We start from the raw sequence: 21,195 nt of genomic DNA on the forward strand, positions 1-21,195 counted from the left end.
TATTATTTTAATCTTTTATCTTTCCCAATACGCTTCTTCTAAGCTGTCTTCACGTTCAGGTAAACCACGTGACAGACGAGGTGAATGCTGGGCTAGCACCTCATAACTGGCACGGTTGGAATATTTGCAAACTTGCGAGAAGGATGAATAGGTTAAAAAGTTATTCTGATGCTTGCTCGAATTAGGGACGTTCTCTTTATGATATTTATTGGCTGCCATATCATGCAGCAATGCCGACAACGCCGCATCTCCCGCACCATTAGTATTTTTAATTTTCTCAGGCCCACCCATATACGGTGAAATATGAGAATAAACACGTATCGGATTTTCACAACTTATTTTTGATGCTGGGCGACTAAATTCATAACGATTGAATTCAGCAATAGAACCAGGTAATAGTGGCAACGATGTTTCACGTTTCGCTGCATCTTCAGTATATCCTGCCATAAATAAACCGACTGGTCCTGCGGTGCATAATACAAGATCGACCCAATCTAAAGCTTTATTTGACGCTGCAAGAGGATCACTTTCCCCGGTTAATGCTTCGGCTTCATCTTCATTCATGGCAACAACAGTGACATGATCACGCAAAAAATTTTGCCAAAATTGAGGGTCATCTTGAATAACAAATTTAGTACCTAAGGTTAAAACAACAGGTACATCATATTTCTTAGCATATTCAATCGCTCTCATTGTTGCCTCTGGCATTGGATCACCAGTTTTGCAGCGAATTAAATAAGCAGTCAATACTAAGGCTGAAGCACTTTTAAATATTTTTTCTGGAACACTTTCTGCGCGAAGTTGGTTCATTTGCCCTTCACTAATAGCAAAGGTTCTTTCTCCATCCTCTGTGATCAAGGCAAAGCAGCGCCCAATCGCTCCATCGACCGCTTGTAAATAATTCAGATCCATCCGACTTGATGTATTACATAAATAACGATAACCGTAGCTACCAATTTTGATATCTTGGCTCATCACACCTAACAACGTTGAGCGATCATCTGCCAGCACCGAATAATTGTGTAATGTGTTGCCAATCGTTCCCCCAGCATATTCGTTAGTAATCAGACCATTTTGTTTGAGCTCAGTGTACAAAGCTTCGGCCTTCTGATCGTCAATCACTAACGAATGGCCTTTACTAAGCTCATATTTTTCGATGAGGTCAGTATTTACTTTCGCTTCTATATCCACCAAGGTCTGGTCAATACCAATAATATGTGTACGTGACATTTTTTTATTTTCTTGTGCTTGGATAACAAGTGGGTCACGTGCATGAACAGGAAAGTAATGCTTTGATTTGCGTTGGCCAGGAAATTTCATAACGTCAGTCTGAGTAGAGGAGAAAAAGATGCGCGATTCTACCGCGCACCCATTAGCGCGGCAACTAAGGCAATTATAGCAAACGTTTGCTCTTGATTATTTTTATTCACCTTCCATAAAGCTGAGATCAGGTAACCTATCTAAATGCTCTGAATAGCGTTTTAGGTCAAATTGCCCTTCGTTTTTCATCACATCAAAAATCTCAATTGCAAGCGCACAAGCAATAGAGGCAACAGCATCCTCCCTTGAGTGACCTGTCATCATCAAGCGCATCAAGGTTTCTTTGACCTTTAACGGATTTCCGTCCGCGAGTTGATTCTCTACTGTTTCGATGAGGAACGCGTCATCCATAATCTGATTGTCATCTTGCATTTTGTGGCCTTTTATTACGCTTTAAAATGGCACGCACTATGCCATAAGCCATTGTAGAATTCTAAAACTAATTTCTGCTGACATTGACAGATACGACGCCAATTAAACCAGATAGAAGTGTGATTGCTGTCTCGGATCTGTCGCGACGAAAATCTTTCTGCTAGAATCTGCGACCAAGTCAATTGAGTGGTATTAAGTAATGTCAGACAACCGCAGCGCAAACAGCCAAAAGAAAGTCATCGTCGGCATGTCCGGTGGTGTTGACTCCTCCGTTTCGGCGTATCTTCTCAAAGAGCAAGGTTATCAAGTCGAAGGCCTGTTCATGAAGAACTGGGAAGAAGATGATAACGAGGAATATTGTACAGCGGCGGAAGATTTAGCCGATGCACAAGCCGTGTGCGATAAGTTAGACATCCCTCTTCATACCATTAATTTTGCCGCCGAATATTGGGACAACGTATTTGAATATTTCCTTGAGGAATATAAAGCAGGGCGAACTCCCAACCCAGACATTCTTTGTAACAAAGAAATCAAGTTTAAAGCCTTTTTAGAGTTTGCAGATGAAGTGCTAGATGCCGATTATATCGCCATGGGCCACTATGTTCGGCGCACCTTCCCTGAAGGTAATGACAAACCACAAATGCTGCGCGGCTTGGACAACAACAAAGACCAAAGCTACTTCCTCTATACATTAAGCCATGAACAAGTGGCTCGTAGCTTATTTCCTGTCGGTGATTTAGAAAAACCCGAAGTTCGACGCATTGCGGAAGAACAAGGTTTGGTGACGGCGAAGAAAAAAGATTCAACTGGTATCTGTTTCATCGGCGAGCGCAAATTTACCGACTTCTTGTCTCGCTATTTACCAGCACAACCGGGTAAAATTGAAACACCAGAAGGTCTCGTTATTGGTGAACATCAAGGCCTGATGTACCACACTTTAGGTCAACGCAAAGGGTTACACATTGGTGGCCAAAAAGGCGGTGGCGGTAACGAAGACCCATGGTATGTCGCTGATAAAGATCTTAAACGTAACGTTTTGATTGCAGTCCAAGGCGCTGATCACCCATTATTGAAATCTCATGGCTTGATCGCTTCCCAATTACACTGGGTTGATCGTACACCAATCCAAGCAACGCTAAGCTGCACGGTAAAAACACGTTACCGTCAAACGGATATAGCGTGTACCATCATCCCTATTGATGATGAAAACATTAAAGTCATTTTTGATGAGCCACAAGTGGCCGTCACGCCTGGTCAATCCGCGGTTTTCTATCAAGGCGATGTGTGTCTTGGCGGTGGAATTATTGAGCAGCGAATTTAAACAACTTAGGAGTAATAAACGTGGCTAACACCCTTTATGACCGTACCATCGCTTTTGCGGGTATCTGCCAAGCTGTCGCTTTAGTGCAACACGTAGCAAAAAATGGTCACTGTGATTCAGACGCGTTTGAAACTTCTCTAACGGCTATCTTAAGTACTAATCCAAACAATACACTTGATGTCTTCGGCTCTGAGGCCAACTTAAAAATTGGCCTCGAATGTTTGGTGAAAGGTATTGATAGCACGCCATCAGGGAGTGAAATCACTCGCTATATCATTAGCCTGATGGCATTAGAGCGTAAATTAAGCGCTCGTCGTGATGCGATGTCACAGCTGGGCGATCGTATTCAAACGATTGAACGTCAAGTCAACCACTTTGACTTGCTTGATGATCAGATGATCAGCAACCTTGCCAGTATCTACTTGGATGTTATCAGCCCTATTGGCCCGAGAATCCAAGTCACTGGAACCCCTACCATACTTCAACAAACTTCAACCCAGCACAAAGTGCGCGCCTTACTCCTTTCAGGAATTCGTTGCGCTGTCTTGTGGCGTCAGGTTGGAGGAAAGCGTCGCCATCTGATCTTCGGTCGTAAGAAAATGATCGAACAAGCTCAGATTTTATTAGCTCGAGTCTAATATTGACGCAAAGAATTCACTCTCACACTTAACCTCAAAATTCAGGAGAAAAACATGGAACTGTCAGCCTTGACTGCTGTTTCACCGGTAGACGGCCGCTACGGAAGTAAAACGATTGCGTTACGCAGTATCTTTAGTGAGTTTGGTCTCCTCAAGTATCGGACCATTGTTGAAATTCGTTGGTTACAGAAGCTTTCAGCCACTGCTGGAATTGCCGAAGTTCCAGCATTCAGTGATGAAGCCAATCAATTTCTTAATGCGATAGCAGACAATTTTAGCGAAGAAGATGCCGCTCGTATTAAAGAAATTGAACGCACAACGAACCATGATGTTAAGGCTGTAGAGTATTTCTTAAAAGAAAAAGTAGCGGGTGTTCCTGAGCTGCACGCCGTTAATGAATTCATTCACTTTGCTTGTACTTCAGAAGATATCAACAACACATCTCACGCGCTAATGCTCAAAGAAGCGCGCGATACCGTGCTTCTTCCTGAAATGCGCAACATTATTGATGCGATTCGTCACTTAGCAGAAGAGTATCGCGATATTCCGTTATTGTCTCGTACCCACGGACAGCCAGCATCACCAAGTACTATGGGTAAAGAGATGGCTAACGTAGCGTACCGTATGGAACGCCAATATAAGCAGATTGCCAATATCGAGATTCTCGCAAAAGTAAACGGCGCAGTAGGTAACTACAACGCTCACCTTTCAGCCTATCCAGAACTCGACTGGCATACCTTTAGTGAAGAGTTTATCACTGAATCGCTAGGTGTGGCGTGGAACCCTTATACCACACAAATTGAGCCACATGATTACATCGCAGAGCTATTTGATGCCGTTGCCCGCTTCAATACTATTCTGATCGACTTCGATCGTGACATTTGGGGCTATATCGCTTTGGGCCACTTCAGACAAAGAACCATTGCGGGTGAAATTGGTTCATCGACAATGCCACATAAAGTCAACCCGATCGATTTTGAAAACTCAGAAGGCAACCTAGGCCTTGCTAATGCCGTGTTCAATCACCTAGCACAAAAGCTGCCTATTTCTCGCTGGCAACGTGACTTAACAGATTCAACCGTGCTGCGTAACCTTGGTGTGGGTGTTGGTTATGCGATCATCGCCTACACTTCAACGCTAAAAGGGATCAGTAAACTGGAAGTGAACCGTGATGCGCTGCTTGCTGAGCTCGATAAAAACTGGGAAGTCCTTGCTGAACCAGTGCAAACGGTTATGCGCCGCTACGGCATCGAAAAACCGTACGAAAAATTGAAAGAACTCACGCGCGGTAAGCGAGTCGATGGTGAAGCGATGCGCCACTTTATTGATGGCCTTGCGCTACCTGAAGCGGAAAAAGCACGCTTGAAAGAGATGACACCAGCCAACTACATTGGCCAAGCAATTGAGTTAACCGACAAATTGTAATGCTCTTCAATCTAGCCGATTAATGACAAAGCCCACTTAGTGGGCTTTGTTTTTTAAGGTCGTATTTTATGTTATATCGTTTTTGATACCATAAAAGACGTTAGGCGTACTGCTGTTCAAACTCTTGCATAAAATCAACTAAGGCTTGAACGCCTTCCAGTGTCATCGCATTGTAAATCGAGGCACGCATACCACCCGCGACTCGGTGACCTTGCAGCGAGACTAAACCACGCGCTTCAGCCAACTCTAAAAACGTACTATCCAACTCTGGTTTCACTAATTGGAAAGGCACATTCATCAGTGAACGGTTGTCTGGGTGAATGGTATTGCGATAGAAAGGTGACTCATCAATTGCGTTATAAAGTAGCGCTGCTTTCTCGCGGTTGATTTTCTCAATCGCCGCGACACCACCCTGCCCTTTTAGCCACTTGAACACGAGACCCGACAAATACCACGCAAATGTAGGCGGCGTGTTGAACATAGAATCTTGTTCAACTTGCACTTTATAATTCAAGATAGTCGGTAGCACATCACTGGCTAAATCAAGCAAATCATCACGAACAATCGCAATACAGATCCCCGCTGGCCCAATGTTTTTCTGCGCTCCCGCATAAATGACCCCGTACTTTGAGATGTCTATTTGGCGCGACAAAATCGTAGATGACATATCAGCTACAATCGGTTTGTCTGTATCTGGTAAATCATTAATCTCAATACCATCTATCGTTTCATTCGGACAAAAATGCACGTAAGCTGACTCAGGATCGATTTTCCATTCGCTGGCTGGTAATACCGCTGTTTTGCCCTCTTTGGTCACTTTGGCGTTGAAAACATCGATTTCACAATATTTCTTCGCTTCTTTGACCGCACTTTCAGCCCAGTAACCCGCATCAATATAGGTCGCTTTAGTCGCATCGCCTAATAAGTTTAAAGGCACCGCCGCAAACTGAGCGCGCGCTCCACCCTGACAAAATAATACTTTGTAATTACTCGGTATATTAAGCAAATCTCGCAGATCTTGCTCCGCTTCTTGAGCAACGCGAATAAAAGGTTTACTGCGATGACTAATTTCCATAACGGACGTGCCAAGCTCGTTCCAGTTAATAAACTCGGCTTGCGCTTTTTCCATCACGGCTTTAGGTAAGGCTGCTGGGCCTGCGCTGAAATTATAGACTGGGCCCGCTTGATTTGATTCCATGAGTTCCTTGCTCCTGCTATCGACAATTAATGTGATTAATACCACTTTTTGATGTGGATAAAAAGCGAGAAAAGAGCTTCTATCGGCTCTTTTCTCTTACTGATTGCTAAAACTCGCGAAATCGTTTGCTTGAGCGCCGTTCGCTATCGCATCAATGCCGGAAGTAATAGTGTCAATAGCGGCATTTGATTGCCATTTTCAAATTCCAAGTTGCCCTGTTTCAGTTCAGCTTGGAGTCGATATCCTTGATCGGTTTGCTGCATAATTTCCATCACAACAAGCTCATCAATACCCTGCTGGATAAAAGGAAAATCTTCAACCAGCTGGTTAGAAATGAAGGTATCAATGTGGCCGGTTAAGGCTGGTAAAATGGTACTCGGATCTTGCACCACATTATTTGTCCCTTCAGGAACCGCTATCTTCCAGTTTGATTCAAACTCACCTTGGCCAACTTTTAGCGCCATTTTATTCATCGATAGATAAAAACCTTTCTCGAATAATGATTGCACATAAGGTAGTGCTTGCTGAATGTCCTCATCAGAAAGTTCTGGGCTGTTTTGGTAAAGCGTTGAGAGCTTCTCAAAAGCGTCACCATCTAAATCACCCAAGGTAAAATCAAGATTGAGGTCCTTCACCTCGCCTTCGCTATAAGTTAATTTATCCATCTCAATCAAGTGATTACTATCAAAACGAGAAGGCTCTCCTTTTAATACCGAATCAAAGGAATAACGCATGTTGTCCATACTCAGCGTATTTTCACCTAGGCCATCGACAAGATTAATTTTTGCTAACGCCAATGACTGCTGTCCTAGCCAGAAGCCTTTATCTTGTTTACCTATACCTTGACCAGTTAGCTGTGAAAGCATCATTTTTTCACCACTGGTAAAATCCAACTCAACAGAAGGAATATTCAGTTGATAAGTGATTTCACCTAGTACAGAAATATCACCTTTCAATGTGGCGGGCGTTGTCGAGAACGTCATCTCGCCATCTTCACTTTGGTAGTGCCAACTGTCTAGCGCCACAGTGTATTGAGTATTGCCATTCAACTGCGTGATACTGGTCATCGTCAATGGTAGATTTTCTTGATCAGCAATAACGGATGTTGCTGTTAAACTCAACAGGCCATGCTTAACTTCGCTATTGACTAAAACTTGGGTCGGTAAACCATCGGCAACAAACTGTTGTTTGAGCGTTTTATCTGCAATCTGATAGCGGGTTTGCACGGTTGATGAAAGGTAACCACGCTTATAACTGACAATGTCCGCCTCGATTGAACCTGAAGAGATATTTGCAATACCGTTAGTGATCACCTTTTCACCGATTTGCCCGACAGCCAACGGCCAACATGCTGCTAAGACGATAGCACCACCAACCGCACCAATGATTTTTAACTGTTTCATAGTGTTCCATTCCTGAAGATTTTACCCAGTCTACCGTAAACAATTGAAAACCAAAACATGGAGTTAGGTCAGAGTATTGCTAAGATGTGATGAGAAATTCTAAAACCTAGCTCTCAAACCCACTGCGTAATACTTGCTACAGTAGTCAAAACAGCGATGACAGTAGAGGCTTGTGTGAACCATTACGCACTACTTTGTTTAGACAATAACCCAATCAGCACAGAACAGTTGCGAGCTGAGTTAGCTCCGTTCGCCACTAAATTTGATCTTCATACAGCGGACACCATAGATGAAGCTGAGCAAGCCCTAGAATATTTGCACGAACAGCAACAAACGATTGCATTGGTCATTGCCAGTCACCATGAGCAGTTTGATGGTGCGGATTTTTTGACTCAACTCGATAAATCAATCCACACGCGTTCAGCGCGGAAAGTGCTGATAAGCTGCGGACAAGATATTCAAGCCATTCTCACCGCCGTCAATGAGGGGCGATTAGATCACTGCCTCACTAAGCCACTACAAAATAACGTGCTCTATAAAACCGTCCAAAAAGAGCTCACGACCTACATCTTAGATCACGATAAAGACAACATTCTCAACTACAGCACCGTACTTGATCAACAGCGCATCTTACGCGCGCACATCGATAATAAGATGCGCAGTTATCGAGATGGTTTTATCTCCGATTACCACAAGCTTTCTGATACAGAACTGGCTGAACAAGTAATTGGTGCTTTACACCAATTTTTTGAAAATGAAGATGAAACTCGCGCCTGCCGTACATACTCCACTAATCACTTTCTTACCAAAGAGGGAGAAGAGAACCGCTTTCTTTGGTTCATCACTGAAGGTGAAGTGGCCCTGTATAAAAAAGATGATTTAGGGCAACAAAGAGAAGTGGTTCGCCACAAAAAAGGCAACATTGTCGGTGGTATGTCTTTTGTGACTGGTGAGAAATCTTTTTCTACTGCCGTCACCCTGACTAAAACCGATGTGATTAAACTAGACCGAGATGTGTTTGCAAAAGTCATGCATTCGGATACTCGGCTATTGCCCCTATTTACTAACTTGCTGCTCCGCCATTTTAACCGCCGCTTACAACGCAGTATTAACACTAAATTGCAACTACAAAAAACGCTCGAATCACTTGAGTCAGCTCATCAGCAATTAATCGAGCGGGAAAAAATGGCCATGCTCGGTCAGCTTGTTGCAGGCGTCGCTCATGAACTAAACAATCCTGTCGCCGCAATTTTACGTGGAACCGAAACATTGTCAGACAAGATTGAGCACTTAGTCCAAGAGACTGAACATAAAAATCTGCAACATAAAGGCAGCCAACTATTAAGGAATGCACTTTCAGCCAAACCTACTTCTACATCAGAAGAGCGGGCACGCGCTAAAGCCATAGAAAATGAAATTCATCATCGTTTGATCGCGAAAAAATTGGTCAAACTCAATCTAGATGATGATCTTGCGCTCCGACAATCGGCTAAGCACGATCCTGAGAAAACGTTAGAAACACTGGAACAATTAGAAAACTATTTCCTAACAGGTAGTACACTTCGTTCTATCAATGTTTGTGCACAACGCATCGCCGATATGGTACGAAGCCTTAAAGGGTATGCTCGCCCTGATGATGAAGCGCTGCACAAGGTCAATATTCATGAAGGTATTGAAGACACTCTGGTTATTTTCGAAAATCGTCTTAAGCGCCACAAAGTCGAAAAAGAGTATGCCGACTTACCTTTGATTACCTGTCAGCCGATTGCATTACAACAAGTATGGACAAACCTCATTTCCAACGCTATTGATGCCTTCCCAGCCAATGGCGTACTGCACATTGCAACCACATTAGCAAAACAGGGTAATCAATCTTTTGTAACCATCAGTTTCACGGATAATGGTTGTGGGATCCCGTACGAGCAGAAAGAGCGTATCTTCACATTAAATTACACGACGAAAAAAGAAGGTAACTTTGGACTCGGTATTGGGCTTTCTGTCTGCCAACAAATAGTCCACCAGCATCAAGGTTGGATCGATGTTCAATCTGAACAGGATAAATACACGACAATGACGGTATGGCTGCCAGTTAATCGATAACTTGTCGTGCTGATGATTAAGGAGAATATCATGAACAAATTTTTGATCTTATGCGTGGACGATGAACGTGAAGTATTGGACAGCGTCATACAAGACCTCGACGAATTTGAAGAGTTTTTTATCTTAGAAGCCGCAGAATCTGTTGCAGAGGCAAAAGAAGTGATTGCCGATCACCAAGCTCAAAATATCAAGCTGGCTTTAATTTTGTGCGATCACATTATGCCCGAACAAACAGGCATTAGTTTCTTAATTGAATTAAGCCGCAATGAAGAGACGCAACATACACGCAAAGTACTACTAACAGGCCAAGCAGGGCTAGAAGACACCGTAGAAGCGGTGAATCATGCCAGCCTACATTTTTATGTAGCCAAACCTTGGGATGGGAACAAACTTCGCGATGTTATCAAAGATCAATTAACACAATATATGATTGAAAACGAATCAGATTTAATGCCTTGGGCTAGAGTCTTGGATGCCGAGAAAATCTTCAATGCGATCGCACAAAACCGCATCAGTTTTGGTGAATAAAATATCCTAACGAAGAAATGGCACTCTCTTTGCTTATTTTTTGCGAAGACAACAAAAGAATGACACTTTTTAATGGCGACAATGTCAATCTATGCACTATGATGTCTAAATTCTTTAATGTCACCGCGGGTATTCCGCGACTGACCATGGAAATAAACTAAAAATATAGGTTTATAGTGACTATGCGTAAAACAATCATTGCAGCCGCTTTGCTGCTAGCCTCAGGCCAAACACTGGCAGAAATAGACCGAAATAGCCCATCCGTTATGAGCAATTTTAGTTATGACTATATCGAAGCTCGTATTGGAGCAAGTCCAGTCACCTTTGGTGCTGCGATGAGCAAATCAATTCACCCAAATGCACATATTATTGGTCGTATAGACTCTGAGTTTGAAGGTGATTTTGACGCAGCCGCAGGTTTTGGCTTTCATGCTCCTATTAACAACTGGGCTGACTTCACGGGTGAAATGCTATTACGCGTCGTAGATACCCGCGATAATAAAAGCACCGATACCGGAATGGAATTAAACCTTGGCGTACGTCAATGGCTTGGACCACAGTTAGAAGTTGGTGGCAAAGGTGGCTTTGTTTCTATCGATGACAATGATGACTGGATTGCGTCTGTTTATGCCCGTTTTCATTCTACAGAACTTTTCTCTCTCGGTGCCGAGGCTCGCATCAATGATGCTTACGGCGATCAACTGATGTTTACGACTCGTTTTAAGTTCTAGGTGTAAGCTAAATACAATAAAAAGCCGAGACGTAAGACTCGGCTTTTTATTTGATAACTATTTATTTGATAACTGTGCTACAAAACTGTCAGCGTAATGAGCAGCTTTCTAATAATTGACGCTTGCGAGGCTCTTGCAGCAATTTCCAATGAATACCTTCGATCGCACCAGCAAACTTCCACAGTAGTTTTACATCGACGTCACTACCGTACGTTTTTCTCACTTTAGAAAATATCGTAGGAGCACCTAAGCGCATGAACGTTTCCACATCATTAATGCCCGCTTTTTTAACCATACGCTCTAACGTTAACTGCATGTTTGGTAAATCACGTAGTCGACGGCTTGCAGAGGATTTTTGAAAGCTACGTTGCTCAACAGAATAGCGGATGGAACGTTCAATGATCGTATCTAGGCTCTCATGATTGCTCACAAAAAGCTCAGTAATATCATAATAATTAACGGTTGCTGTGGTCTGCTTTTTAACGTGTTTGTATTTTTCGCAGCCTAATTTTGTGAGTGCATCATCGAGCTCTTCACCTCCACGAATAAAAACAGACTCTTCACTAATCAGTGAATACATCGCTTCTTTTTGGAAAAGCCCAACACCGCCAAACATTGAACGCTTTTGAAATGCGCCAAATTTAATAACGTAATTGAAAAATGCATGCTCAATCATATCCATTGATCCTTAATCAAGTTCCCCGATTAATAGTGATCACCAGATAGCAGCGTATTTTTGCGAATAAAAAGAGTAAGTTAGCAACAAGCTTGTAGTAGTTTAGTATTAGCTTGCTTAATATGGGTACTATCATAGTTAACGATACAAAATAAGTCTGGGCATACATCACATCAATAGACATATCTCAGCAGAGTTATGAGATAGAAATCACATCATTGTGTTTATGAATAAATTTTTTTGACACATACGCTTTCCATTAACGTATTAAGATTAATGCATCAAGAAAACAAATTAATGCGATTGATGGTGAATTGATTGCTTATTTGGGTTAGCAGACGGTAAAATGCCTTCAGTACAGATTGAGCACAAATTTATGAATCATCTATCTTTTTACTGGCTTCCAGATCATCATCAAATGCTCATCCAAGGGTTAGAAAGTGAATTTTCTCAATTGGTTGAACACTCACTCAGCACAGGAAAAATTTCACTTCCTCCTATTCCTGATGTTGTTCTAAAAATACAGCGCTTATGCACATTAGAATCTACAGAAATTTCAGATGTCGCCGATTGTCTACTTGAAGATCCCGGACTGACTGCAATTGTAGTACGCGTAGCAAACTCTGTTGTCTTTAATCGTCGAAATATTACCTGTACGGATTTAGTCACGGCTGTATCACGCTTAGGCATACTACGAGTACGCGACATTGTAACAGCCCAAGCGATTGAGCAGTTAAAGCACTCTGTAAACTTAAGCAAAGAATGCAATAAAATATTGGTTAATAGCGCCACCATATCGCGGGAGCTTGGCGCAACCATGGTGATGGTAACTCACGCATTTAAACAACTTGAACCAAGCCGATATCAACATTTAGAGCAGGAAAAAGCCTTACTTGTCGGTCTACTTGCGGATATTGGCTTGTTTTGTCTGGTACACGAATATCATTTATATCTTGAGAAAGGCAACTATCTCGATCAAGACATCGCCCTACAGATTTTTCAGTCGCGATGTTCAAAAACCAGTCAGCTTGTGTTAAGAAGTTGGGGGTTCGACTCAGATTTCCTTGAAGTAGCAGGAAATCAATCTTTAGTCGCATCTTCTCACGAAGTCAGTTACCTTGATGTGGCACGTATTGCTCACCATCTTTTACTGTTTCGTCGTCAAGATGAAGAGATTGAAGAGCATGACGTCGAAATAAATGCGACCGGAGCTGAGGTGCTATACAACTTAAGTAACCTTAGTGAGCTTGAATTCAAATCAAAACTCAATGATGTGATCAACGCAAGCGGCTTCTAAACCCAAAATAATCAGAGGATGAGATGTTCTCAGGGATGTTATTTATTTTTGCCCCACTAATAGTGGGGTACCTATTTTCTATTGCCAATCAACAGTGGCTAGCAGCATTAAATAAAGCCACGTCTTGGTTAGTTTACGTCATTCTGTTTCTGATGGGTTTAAGCTTGGCAGCCCTCGATAACTTGGGCAGTAACCTACAGTTGATACTCAAATTTACCACCGTATTTTTCTTGATGATTGGTTCTTGCAACTTATTGGTCTTGCCTTTTATTGACAAATTTCTACCCATAAAAACCGATGCGAACCATTCAAAACTACCACTATCTAGCATGGCGTTAGAATCCGTAAAGCTGATTGTGGTTGTCGGTGGAGGATTGGCGCTTGGGGTTGTATTAGGATTCGATTTAAGTTGGGTGAGCACCGCCAGTGAATGGATCTTGTTCGTATTACTTTTCTTTATTGGTATTCAGTTGAGAAATAGTGGTTTAACTCTACGACAAATTTTGCTCAATAAATACGGAATGGTCATCGCATTAGTCATTATATTGACCTCTTGGATTGGGGGGATCATTGCGGCCATGATTCTTGATATCCCAATTTATCGAGGACTAGCCATGGCTTCCGGTTTTGGATGGTATTCACTTGCCGGGATTTTAATGGGTGATGCTTTCGGCCCCGTCTATGGTGGTGCCTCTTTCATGATAGAGCTACTTAGAGAACTGGTTGCTTTAGTGATGATCCCCATGCTAATCCGAACCAAACCTTGCTCTGCCATCGGCTATGCTGGGGCAACCGCGATGGATTTCACCTTGCCCGTGATCCAGACAACTGGCGGGGTTCGTTGCGTACCGATCGCGATTGTCAGTGGGTTTATTCTCAGCCTACTGGTGCCTATTCTTATGCTGTTCTTTGTATCACTTGCAGGCTAGATCTCAGGAATCACTTTAGCCTTCATTTAAACTAACAATAGGGAGTAGAAAACTCCCACACAATAACAAAGCCCAAAGGAAGATTTATGAAACGTGTTATCGTTGCCCTACTACTCTCAACTTCAGCGAATGTTGCTCTCGCTGCTGATAACCAATGCTTATCCGAAAAATATGACGCTTATGTCGACGCGTCTCTCCATTGGTATAGTGATCTCGCAGACTTAACGACCGCGCAATATCCTGAACTTACTGAAGTTAGCCAATGGTTTCTGCAAGGACGCCAGCATCACTTTGAATTAAGCCGTGCGGCAGTCCACTATTACCTGAGCAACGATCCTTCTAAAGTCGCCACCTCGCAACCTGTAGAAGCTTGGTTAAAACTAGAACAGCACGACATTAAAGTATTGGCCTCACGCAGTGATGATCTCGGCCACATTGCTAAAATCACCTATGAAGATCGCCAAGCAAAGCCTAACGAAAAAAACTATGAATTACGTTCAGCTTTAGCCGAATTGCTCAGTCATCCGAAGCAGATCGAAGCTGCGTTGAATAAATATAACGATGCCATCGCCTTGATCGAAAAGAAAGTCTGTAACTAGTCGCCGCCTCTACTCTAGCCGAATTAAGACGGGACAACTGTCCCGTTTTCGTTTAGATTGTGCCGCTCGCATTCCATAAAATCAAAATAACGAAGCTGTATGGTATCAGAACAAAAAACTGCAAATGTGAGTTTCGAGAGCTTGTTACGGATCTTCACTGTGCCCGAAGGCCCCGACTCAACACTGACAAAAATAGACCAAGAGCTATCGCGCAATTTGAACCTCTTCTTGCGTGAACATATTGTCGCTGAAGAAAAACCACTCAAAGAGATCGAAAAAGATTTCTCTAATCCGCAAATTCCAGAGTCACCGGAGTTCGTTTCAGAACATACTCAGCATTTGTTGGATAATTTAGTCGCTCATTCAGTGCATACCTCGGCTCCTAGCTTTATTGGTCATATGACATCTGCACTGCCATATTTCTTGATGCCGTTATCAAAGATCATGATTGCGCTGAATCAAAACTTAGTCAAAATTGAAACGTCAAAAGCGTTTACACCGCTAGAACGGCAGGTTTTGGGTATGTTGCATCGTTTGATCTATCAAAAAAACGACGCTTTTTACAGCCAATGGATGCATAGCGCTAATCATTCGCTCGGTGCATTTTGCTCTGGCGGAACAATTGCCAATATCACGGCATTGTGGGTGGCTCGTAATAATGCTTTGAAAGCCGATGGTGATTTTCAAGGCGTCGAAAAAGAGGGGCTGTTTAAAGCCATGCGTCATTATGGTTACCACGGGTTAGCCATTTTAGTGTCTGATCGTGGCCATTACTCTTTAAAGAAAGCCGCTGACGTATTGGGTATCGGCCAAGAAGGCTTGGTTTGTGTAAAAACCGACCACAACAACCGCTTATGCCCACAAGATTTGAAAGCCAAAATGGCACACCTAAAAAGCCAGAAAATTAAACCTTTTGCGGTTGTTGGCGTCGCCGGAACAACAGAAACGGGCAACATTGATCCCTTAAGAGATATCGCCAATATTTGCCAGCAAGAAGGTTGTCATTTTCACGTAGACGCCGCTTGGGGCGGTGCAACATTAATGTCGAATAATCACCGACACTTACTCAATGGTATTGAGTTGGCTGACTCCGTCACAATTGATGCACATAAACAGCTCTACATCCCTATGGGTGCAGGCATGGTACTATTCAAAAAGCCTGATGCTATGCATTCAATTGAGCACCATGCGCAGTATATTTTGCGGAAAGGTTCAAAAGATCTAGGCAGCCATACGTTAGAAGGTTCTCGTTCAGGTATGGCCATGTTGGTGTACGCTAGCATGCACATTATTAGTCGCCCTGGCTACGAATTATTGATTGACCAAAGCCTAGCTAAAGCTCGCTATTTCGCCGATCTAATTAAAGAACAAGACGACTTTGAGCTGATTTCTGAACCCGAACTGTGTCTTTTAACTTATCGTTATATTCCTGCTTTTGTTCGCCAAGCACTGCAACAAGCCTTGCCCAATCAAAAAGCAGAACTGAACGAGTTGCTAAATGAAATCACCCAGTTTGTGCAGAAAAAACAAAGGGAAACGGGGCGTTCATTTGTCTCTCGAACCCGTTTAAACCCAGAACGCTGGGACAAGCTTGATACCATCGTATTCCGCGTGGTACTAGCCAACCCGCTAACGACACATGCTATCTTGCATTCGATATTAGATGAGCAACGACATATTGCCACGCTAGCCCCTAATTTGATGGCCAAAATTGAGCGGCTTGCTCAAAGAATCATCAGCTAGAATCCCTATAAGTTACAGCGAATTGAAAATTTATTTCTTTTTGCTGTAACTAATACATCATTAATGAGCTAGAAATTTCCATTAATCATCGATTTAAATCTAAATTCTGTAGTTTTCATGAAATTTTGTTTGAGGCTTGTCATGTTCTCATCAATTGTTAACTTGAATTGTTACGGAAATCTACATCCTAGGTTTATACTCATTGCATGGCGTTGGTTTAACTTACCTTTTTGGAAATGTGTTATTTCCAATCCCCCCAAAGGGCGACCGGGTAAAACCAACGAGTTGTTCTCTTCGCCCGCGTGAACACTATGAATACATTAGAAAAAATTCAAAAAAATCTGGAAAACTTTAGCAAGTCGGAACGTAAAGTCGCCGAAGTAATTATGGCTTCGCCCCAAACCGCGATTCACTCAAGTATTGCGACGCTCGCCAAAATGGCCGATGTCAGTGAACCAACGGTAAACCGCTTTTGTCGACGACTCGACACCAAAGGCTTTCCCGACTTTAAGCTTCATTTAGCGCAAAGCCTTGCTAACGGAACTCCGTATGTAAACCGAAATGTTGAAGAAGATGATGGTCCAGACGCCTACACCCATAAGATTTTCGAATCGACTATGGCGTGTTTGGATGTGGCTAAAAACAGCTTGGATCCAATGCAAATTAACCGTGCAGTTGACTTACTCACACAAGCAAAACGGATCTCTTTCTTCGGTTTAGGAGCATCTTCTGCTGTAGCAAAAGATGCCCAAAACAAATTTATTCGCTTTAACATTCCGATCACTTGCTTTGAAGATATCGTGATGCAACGCATGAGTTGTATCAACTGTACCGATAATGACGTAATTGTTTTAATTTCGCATACAGGTCGTACTAAAAGCCAAGTGGAAATCGCCAATCTTGCGCGCGAAAATGGTGCGACTGTCATTGCGATTACGGCAAAAGATTCACCGCTGGACAAAGCAAGCTCGTTGTCGATCTCTCTTGACGTACCTGAAGATACTGACGTCTATATGCCCATGGCAAGCCGTGTGGTGCAAATGACGGTAATTGATGTACTGGCTACTGGTTTCACCCTGCGCCGTGGCTCTGGTTTTCGTGAAAATCTTAAACGCGTCAAGGATGTACTAAAAGACTCGCGCTACGATAAGCTGTCACAGTTCTAAGATAATCGCGATCCTAAAATAATCGTTAGAACGGAGCTCAATTGCTCCGTTTTTTTATCAACTTTGCTTGCTACTTTCAGGCGCGACTGGATCATGCCTAACTTCTACCTGATTGGATGAATTCGGTTGCCACTCCTCACACTCACCTTGGCACTCGCAAACTTGATTTAATATATGGATTAACCTTTCTTGTGTTAAAGGCAAAGGGTTACCTTTAATCGCGACCGACTTTAAAGCATCTAACGCCACGCGATCAAACGAGGTATTGCACACACCAAACTGGTTGAGTTTAGGCAGTTGCAACTTATCTAACATCATTTTCACCCACAGCACGCCATCTTCAACGTGAACATTTGTTCTGCCAGTCACGATTTGAGCGATTTTTTTATAACGTGTAAGTACATCATTTCGCCCTGCTTTTTGCGCTGATCGAATGTTTTCTCGCATAACATGAGGGGCCAAACGCGCCGTGATCACGCTGTGTGGAGCATCAAGTTTCCCTCCCAATGCCGATGCCAAGCCATGTGCAGCGCCAAGCTTTGCATTGGTAATTGCCATTCCTCCAAGCATTGCTGCAAAAGAGAGATCCGCTCGCGCTTTATGATCATCTTTTCGACACGCTGGCAATATAGAACGACTGAGTTTGCGCAGCCCCTCTTCACACACCATATCGGTGAGTGGATTGGGTTCACCACACACATAGGCTTCCATTAAATGCGTAAAAGCATCCATTGCGCCTCTGCCAGATGTGTAACTGTCGGTACCATAGGTCAACGTGGGGTCAACAATCGCAACATCTGCCAGCATATCTGGGCTGCGCAAGCTTACTTTTACTTTGTCTTGTCCCGATTTCAACACAGCATTACGCGTGACTTCGGATCCAGTACTGGCGGTGGTTGGAATAGCAATAAATGGCAGCGGTTTTGTCTTTAACGGCACATTTCGGCCAACCACTTCCACATAATCATAAACGTTACCTTGGTTAGGAATGATTGCCGCGAGTGCCTTGCCCATATCAATCACACTACCGCCACCAATAGCAACGACCATGTCCGGTTGAAAACGTCGGCCTAAAATGGCCGTTTCCTCCACCATGGTAATATTAGGTTCACCAACAATAGCTACATGCTGATAGCGCATATTCTGCATTTTCAGGTATTGAACAATAGGGGAAGCTCGTTGTTGTTCTTTTCCCGAAACCAGCAGTACGCTATAACCATATTGGTTGAGAACAGAAAGTGAATTCAATAACGCTCCTTCTCCAAAAATGATCCGTGTCGCCGTCATAAATTGGAACATGAATAACTCCCTTTTCTCTCATCTAGATTAGCTCTGTTTAGAGTGCACCTATCGTTAAAAAAATTTTTTGATGCAGTGCAATGTGGAGCAAATAACCACATAAAAAACACAAGTTTATGCGGCATGTCACAGCCAAGCCATTATTGATCTATTCCCAACACCATCGAGAGGTAAGCTTGCTTTGATTAAGGAATAAGCAATAGCTTTTACCTATTGAAGTAACTGGTGAATGCCACTTTATTTCCGACCTTGAATCGGGCATAGTTGCATGCAACAAGAATGAAGGAGAAAGCTATGTTCGTTGTTATTTTTGGCCGCCCTGGTTGCCCCTACTGTGTTCGCGCAAAAGAACACGCTGAAACATTGAAATTAAAACGCGATGATTTTAACTATCGTTATGTCGATATTCACGCGGAAGGCATCAGCAAAGCTGATTTAGAAAAGACAGTGGGTAAACCAGTTGAAACTGTGCCACAAATCTTTATTGATCAAGAACACATCGGTGGTTGCACTGATTTTGAAGCTTATGCGAAAGAACATTTAGGCTTATTCGACGAATAAAACCAAGAAACATAAAAACCCGCTGATTTTTAGCGGGTTTTTGCTATTTATAGATAAATGGCTCTTTCTCTCAAATTAGGTCAATGAAATGTCAATTGTCACAAATTTCACTTATCTTTTTGCAATATTCAGATACAATTCCCACACTTTACCTACCCCACTTGGCACACATAACGAGTTGAGCCGTGAATATCGACGTCGTACTTTTGCTTGATCAGAACCCTATTCTTCTTATTTTTGTTGTCTTAGCGATTGGCCTTGGTTTTGGCAAAATTCGTTTTGGTAGCTTACAACTGGGCAACTCTATTGGGGTGTTAATTACATCACTCATCATGGGGCACCTTGGTTTTTCCTTCAATGCTGAAGCCTTAACCATAGGTTTCATGCTGTTCATCTATTGTGTCGGCATTGAAGCTGGCCCTAACTTTTTTGGCATATTTTTCCGTGACGGAAAACATTATCTCATCTTAAGTTTAGTGGTGCTCATTACCGCCACTTGGATCACCTATTTTGGCAGTTATTATCTCGGCCTCGATTTTGGCTTAGCTGCTGGTATGATGGCAGGCGCATTAACCTCCACCCCCGTATTAGTAGGCGCACAAGATGCGTTAAACTCCGGGCTAGCCACCATTCCAAGAAATATGGATTTATCCCTTATTTTAGATAATGTTTCGGTGGGTTATGCGATGGCTTATTTAATTGGTCTTATCAGTATGATCATGTTTGCCAAGTTACTGCCTAAGTTGCAAAAACAAAACCTCTCTGATTCTGCTCAACAGATTGCTCAAGAGCGTGGTTTGGGTGGCAGCGGTCAACGCAAAGTCTATTTACCCATCATCCGTGCCTATCGTGTTGGTCAAGAGTTGATCAACTGGATTGATGGGCGCAATTTACGTGAGCTTGGTATTTATCGTCAAACGGGTTGTTATATTGAACGCATTCGACGGAATGGTATTCTTGCCCATCCTGACGGTGACGCCATCTTGCAAGAAGGGGATGAAATTGCACTGGTTGGCTTCCCTGACAGCCATGCAAGGCTAGACCCTAGCTTTCGAAATGGCAAAGAGGTGTTTGATCGCAACTTACTTGATTTGCGCATCTCTGAAGAGGAAATCGTCGTAAAAAGTGACAGTATTGCCGGTAAACGCCTATCGGATCTGAATTTATCCGAATATGGTTGTTTCCTGAACCGAGTGATACGCGCACAAATTGAAATGCCAATGGACTTAGACATTGTGCTTGCCAAAGGCGATGTATTGCAAGTCAGTGGTGAAAAAAGCCGTGTTCAAGGCTTGGCCGATAAAATCGGTTTCATCTCTATCCATAGTCAAATGGCCGATTTACTCGCCTTTTGTAGCTTCTTTATTCTCGGCATTTTGTTTGGTTTGATCACCATGACCTTTGGACAAGTCTCCTTCGGTTTAGGCAACGCGGTTGGGCTACTGCTTTCTGGTATTATGCTTGGCTTTTTACGAGCCAATCACCCCACTTTCGGCTATGTACCGCAAGGGGCATTAAATATGGTGAAAGACCTAGGTTTGATGTTCTTTATGGTAGGCATTGGCTTAAGTGCTGGCGGGAAAATGTTCCAGCACCTCTCAGAAGTGGGCGTACAAGTGATCGGCCTTGCATTTTTAGTCAGCGTGGTGCCAGTCGTCTTTGCCTATTTGGTCGGTGCGTACATTTTGAAAATGAACCGCGCGCTTCTATTTGGTGCGATTATCGGTGCACGAACTTGCGCACCAGCGATGGATATCGTTAACGACTACGCAAAATCGACCATTCCCGCATTGGGTTATGCCGGCACCTATGCTATCGCCAATATACTGATGACACTGACAGGAACTATTTTAATTTTACTCAGCTAAACCTAATAATCCTCAGTGCTA

At 42.9% G+C, this 21,195-nt stretch carries 19 protein-coding genes; 13 read left to right on the forward strand and 6 right to left on the reverse strand.

Annotated features, from left to right (window positions below):
• Positions 1 to 15: 15 nt before the first annotated feature.
• Both AACV12_RS07275 and AACV12_RS07280 read right to left on the reverse strand, forming a co-directional pair.
• On the reverse strand, positions 16 to 1,320 hold the full coding sequence (locus tag AACV12_RS07275) for an inosine/guanosine kinase (RefSeq protein ID WP_013857102.1): 1,305 nt from the start codon (positions 1,318 to 1,320) through the stop codon (positions 16 to 18).
• Between the two features lie 102 nt (positions 1,321 to 1,422).
• Complete coding sequence (locus tag AACV12_RS07280) at positions 1,423 to 1,692, reverse strand: hypothetical protein (RefSeq protein ID WP_013857103.1); 270 nt, start codon at positions 1,690 to 1,692, stop codon at positions 1,423 to 1,425.
• Positions 1,693 to 1,891: 199 nt separating this feature from the next.
• Here AACV12_RS07280 and mnmA point away from each other — a divergent pair, with 199 nt between their 5' ends.
• The 3 genes from mnmA to purB are packed head-to-tail and all read left to right on the forward strand — an operon-like array spanning position 1,892 to position 5,076.
• Positions 1,892 to 3,013, forward strand: a complete 1,122-nt coding sequence (gene mnmA, locus AACV12_RS07285; RefSeq protein ID WP_013857104.1) for a tRNA 2-thiouridine(34) synthase MnmA — start codon at positions 1,892 to 1,894, stop codon at positions 3,011 to 3,013.
• Positions 3,014 to 3,033: 20 nt separating this feature from the next.
• Positions 3,034 to 3,651 (forward strand): high frequency lysogenization protein HflD, encoded by a 618-nt coding sequence (gene hflD, locus AACV12_RS07290; RefSeq protein WP_013857105.1) that lies wholly within the window; start codon positions 3,034 to 3,036, stop codon positions 3,649 to 3,651.
• 54 nt (positions 3,652 to 3,705) lie between these two features.
• A complete protein-coding gene (purB, locus tag AACV12_RS07295; RefSeq protein WP_013857106.1) occupies positions 3,706 to 5,076 on the forward strand; it encodes an adenylosuccinate lyase in 1,371 nt (456 codons plus the stop codon).
• A gap of 100 nt (positions 5,077 to 5,176) precedes the next feature.
• Here the strand turns inward: purB and serC are convergent, their stop codons facing one another.
• A complete protein-coding gene (gene serC, locus AACV12_RS07300; RefSeq protein ID WP_170900103.1) occupies positions 5,177 to 6,274 on the reverse strand; it encodes a 3-phosphoserine/phosphohydroxythreonine transaminase in 1,098 nt (365 codons plus the stop codon).
• A gap of 143 nt (positions 6,275 to 6,417) precedes the next feature.
• Positions 6,418 to 7,677, reverse strand: a complete 1,260-nt coding sequence (locus AACV12_RS07305) for a DUF945 family protein (protein ID WP_170900104.1) — start codon at positions 7,675 to 7,677, stop codon at positions 6,418 to 6,420.
• A 174-nt stretch (positions 7,678 to 7,851) separates the two neighbouring features.
• On the opposite strand from AACV12_RS07305, the gene AACV12_RS07310 reads away from it, so the two are divergent.
• From AACV12_RS07310 to AACV12_RS07320, 3 genes are all read left to right on the forward strand, one after another.
• On the forward strand, positions 7,852 to 9,777 hold the full coding sequence (locus tag AACV12_RS07310; protein ID WP_170900105.1) for an ATP-binding protein: 1,926 nt from the start codon (positions 7,852 to 7,854) through the stop codon (positions 9,775 to 9,777).
• 30 nt (positions 9,778 to 9,807) lie between these two features.
• Complete coding sequence (locus AACV12_RS07315) at positions 9,808 to 10,305, forward strand: response regulator (RefSeq protein WP_026028033.1); 498 nt, start codon at positions 9,808 to 9,810, stop codon at positions 10,303 to 10,305.
• 182 nt (positions 10,306 to 10,487) lie between these two features.
• Positions 10,488 to 11,036 (forward strand): hypothetical protein, encoded by a 549-nt coding sequence (locus AACV12_RS07320; RefSeq protein WP_170900106.1) that lies wholly within the window; start codon positions 10,488 to 10,490, stop codon positions 11,034 to 11,036.
• 88 nt (positions 11,037 to 11,124) lie between these two features.
• Here AACV12_RS07320 and AACV12_RS07325 read toward each other — a convergent pair whose 3' ends face one another.
• Entirely contained in the window at positions 11,125 to 11,718 is a 594-nt protein-coding gene (locus AACV12_RS07325) for a TfoX/Sxy family DNA transformation protein (RefSeq protein ID WP_013857112.1), read from the reverse strand.
• 370 nt (positions 11,719 to 12,088) lie between these two features.
• On the opposite strand from AACV12_RS07325, the gene AACV12_RS07330 reads away from it, so the two are divergent.
• The 5 genes from AACV12_RS07330 to AACV12_RS07350 all read left to right on the forward strand — a co-directional run bounded on the left by AACV12_RS07330 (position 12,089) and on the right by AACV12_RS07350 (position 17,446).
• The gene (locus AACV12_RS07330; RefSeq protein WP_026028035.1) at positions 12,089 to 13,009 is read left to right on the forward strand and encodes an HDOD domain-containing protein; all 921 of its coding nucleotides are present in this window, start codon (positions 12,089 to 12,091) and stop codon (positions 13,007 to 13,009) included.
• A gap of 23 nt (positions 13,010 to 13,032) precedes the next feature.
• Positions 13,033 to 13,938 carry a lysine exporter LysO family protein gene (locus AACV12_RS07335; protein ID WP_017044637.1) on the forward strand — a complete coding sequence of 302 codons (906 nt, stop codon included), beginning with the start codon at positions 13,033 to 13,035 and terminating at the stop codon, positions 13,936 to 13,938.
• 86 nt (positions 13,939 to 14,024) lie between these two features.
• Positions 14,025 to 14,537 (forward strand): hypothetical protein, encoded by a 513-nt coding sequence (locus AACV12_RS07340; RefSeq protein ID WP_017044636.1) that lies wholly within the window; start codon positions 14,025 to 14,027, stop codon positions 14,535 to 14,537.
• 99 nt (positions 14,538 to 14,636) lie between these two features.
• Positions 14,637 to 16,280 (forward strand): pyridoxal-dependent aspartate 1-decarboxylase PanP, encoded by a 1,644-nt coding sequence (gene panP, locus AACV12_RS07345; RefSeq protein ID WP_088721145.1) that lies wholly within the window; start codon positions 14,637 to 14,639, stop codon positions 16,278 to 16,280.
• A 311-nt stretch (positions 16,281 to 16,591) separates the two neighbouring features.
• Positions 16,592 to 17,446: a MurR/RpiR family transcriptional regulator gene (locus AACV12_RS07350; RefSeq protein ID WP_010320194.1), complete on the forward strand. Its 855-nt coding sequence runs from the start codon at positions 16,592 to 16,594 to the stop codon at positions 17,444 to 17,446.
• A gap of 57 nt (positions 17,447 to 17,503) precedes the next feature.
• Here the strand turns inward: AACV12_RS07350 and AACV12_RS07355 are convergent, their stop codons facing one another.
• Complete coding sequence (locus AACV12_RS07355; RefSeq protein WP_069211934.1) at positions 17,504 to 18,745, reverse strand: iron-containing alcohol dehydrogenase; 1,242 nt, start codon at positions 18,743 to 18,745, stop codon at positions 17,504 to 17,506.
• 294 nt (positions 18,746 to 19,039) lie between these two features.
• Between AACV12_RS07355 and AACV12_RS07360 the strand changes: the two genes are divergently transcribed.
• Together AACV12_RS07360 and AACV12_RS07365 are read left to right on the forward strand one after the other, a co-directional pair.
• Entirely contained in the window at positions 19,040 to 19,306 is a 267-nt protein-coding gene (locus tag AACV12_RS07360) for a GrxA family glutaredoxin (RefSeq protein WP_010320195.1), read from the forward strand.
• 185 nt (positions 19,307 to 19,491) lie between these two features.
• Positions 19,492 to 21,174, forward strand: a complete 1,683-nt coding sequence (locus tag AACV12_RS07365) for an aspartate:alanine antiporter (protein WP_013857120.1) — start codon at positions 19,492 to 19,494, stop codon at positions 21,172 to 21,174.
• Positions 21,175 to 21,195 lie beyond the last annotated feature (21 nt).

The organism is Vibrio sp. 2-2(8) (assembly GCF_963888495.1).
In the GTDB taxonomy this organism is placed as follows: Bacteria; Pseudomonadota; Gammaproteobacteria; order Enterobacterales; family Vibrionaceae; genus Vibrio; species Vibrio anguillarum.

Excerpts from the sequence above, each read along its gene's own strand:
- AACV12_RS07275 (WP_013857102.1), bottom strand. The coding sequence starts at position 1,320 with ATGAAATTTCCTGGCCAACGCAAATCAAAGCATTACTTTCCTGTTCAT.
- AACV12_RS07280 (WP_013857103.1), bottom strand. The coding sequence starts at position 1,692 with ATGCAAGATGACAATCAGATTATGGATGACGCGTTCCTCATCGAAACA.
- mnmA (WP_013857104.1), top strand. The coding sequence starts at position 1,892 with ATGTCAGACAACCGCAGCGCAAACAGCCAAAAGAAAGTCATCGTCGGC.
- purB (WP_013857106.1), top strand. The coding sequence starts at position 3,706 with ATGGAACTGTCAGCCTTGACTGCTGTTTCACCGGTAGACGGCCGCTAC.
- serC (WP_170900103.1), bottom strand. The coding sequence starts at position 6,274 with ATGGAATCAAATCAAGCGGGCCCAGTCTATAATTTCAGCGCAGGCCCA.
- AACV12_RS07305 (WP_170900104.1), bottom strand. The coding sequence starts at position 7,677 with ATGAAACAGTTAAAAATCATTGGTGCGGTTGGTGGTGCTATCGTCTTA.
- AACV12_RS07315 (WP_026028033.1), top strand. The coding sequence starts at position 9,808 with ATGAACAAATTTTTGATCTTATGCGTGGACGATGAACGTGAAGTATTG.
- AACV12_RS07320 (WP_170900106.1), top strand. The coding sequence starts at position 10,488 with ATGCGTAAAACAATCATTGCAGCCGCTTTGCTGCTAGCCTCAGGCCAA.
- AACV12_RS07325 (WP_013857112.1), bottom strand. The coding sequence starts at position 11,718 with ATGGATATGATTGAGCATGCATTTTTCAATTACGTTATTAAATTTGGC.
- AACV12_RS07330 (WP_026028035.1), top strand. The coding sequence starts at position 12,089 with ATGAATCATCTATCTTTTTACTGGCTTCCAGATCATCATCAAATGCTC.
- AACV12_RS07335 (WP_017044637.1), top strand. The coding sequence starts at position 13,033 with ATGTTCTCAGGGATGTTATTTATTTTTGCCCCACTAATAGTGGGGTAC.
- AACV12_RS07340 (WP_017044636.1), top strand. The coding sequence starts at position 14,025 with ATGAAACGTGTTATCGTTGCCCTACTACTCTCAACTTCAGCGAATGTT.
- panP (WP_088721145.1), top strand. The coding sequence starts at position 14,637 with ATGGTATCAGAACAAAAAACTGCAAATGTGAGTTTCGAGAGCTTGTTA.
- AACV12_RS07350 (WP_010320194.1), top strand. The coding sequence starts at position 16,592 with ATGAATACATTAGAAAAAATTCAAAAAAATCTGGAAAACTTTAGCAAG.
- AACV12_RS07355 (WP_069211934.1), bottom strand. The coding sequence starts at position 18,745 with ATGTTCCAATTTATGACGGCGACACGGATCATTTTTGGAGAAGGAGCG.
- AACV12_RS07360 (WP_010320195.1), top strand. The coding sequence starts at position 19,040 with ATGTTCGTTGTTATTTTTGGCCGCCCTGGTTGCCCCTACTGTGTTCGC.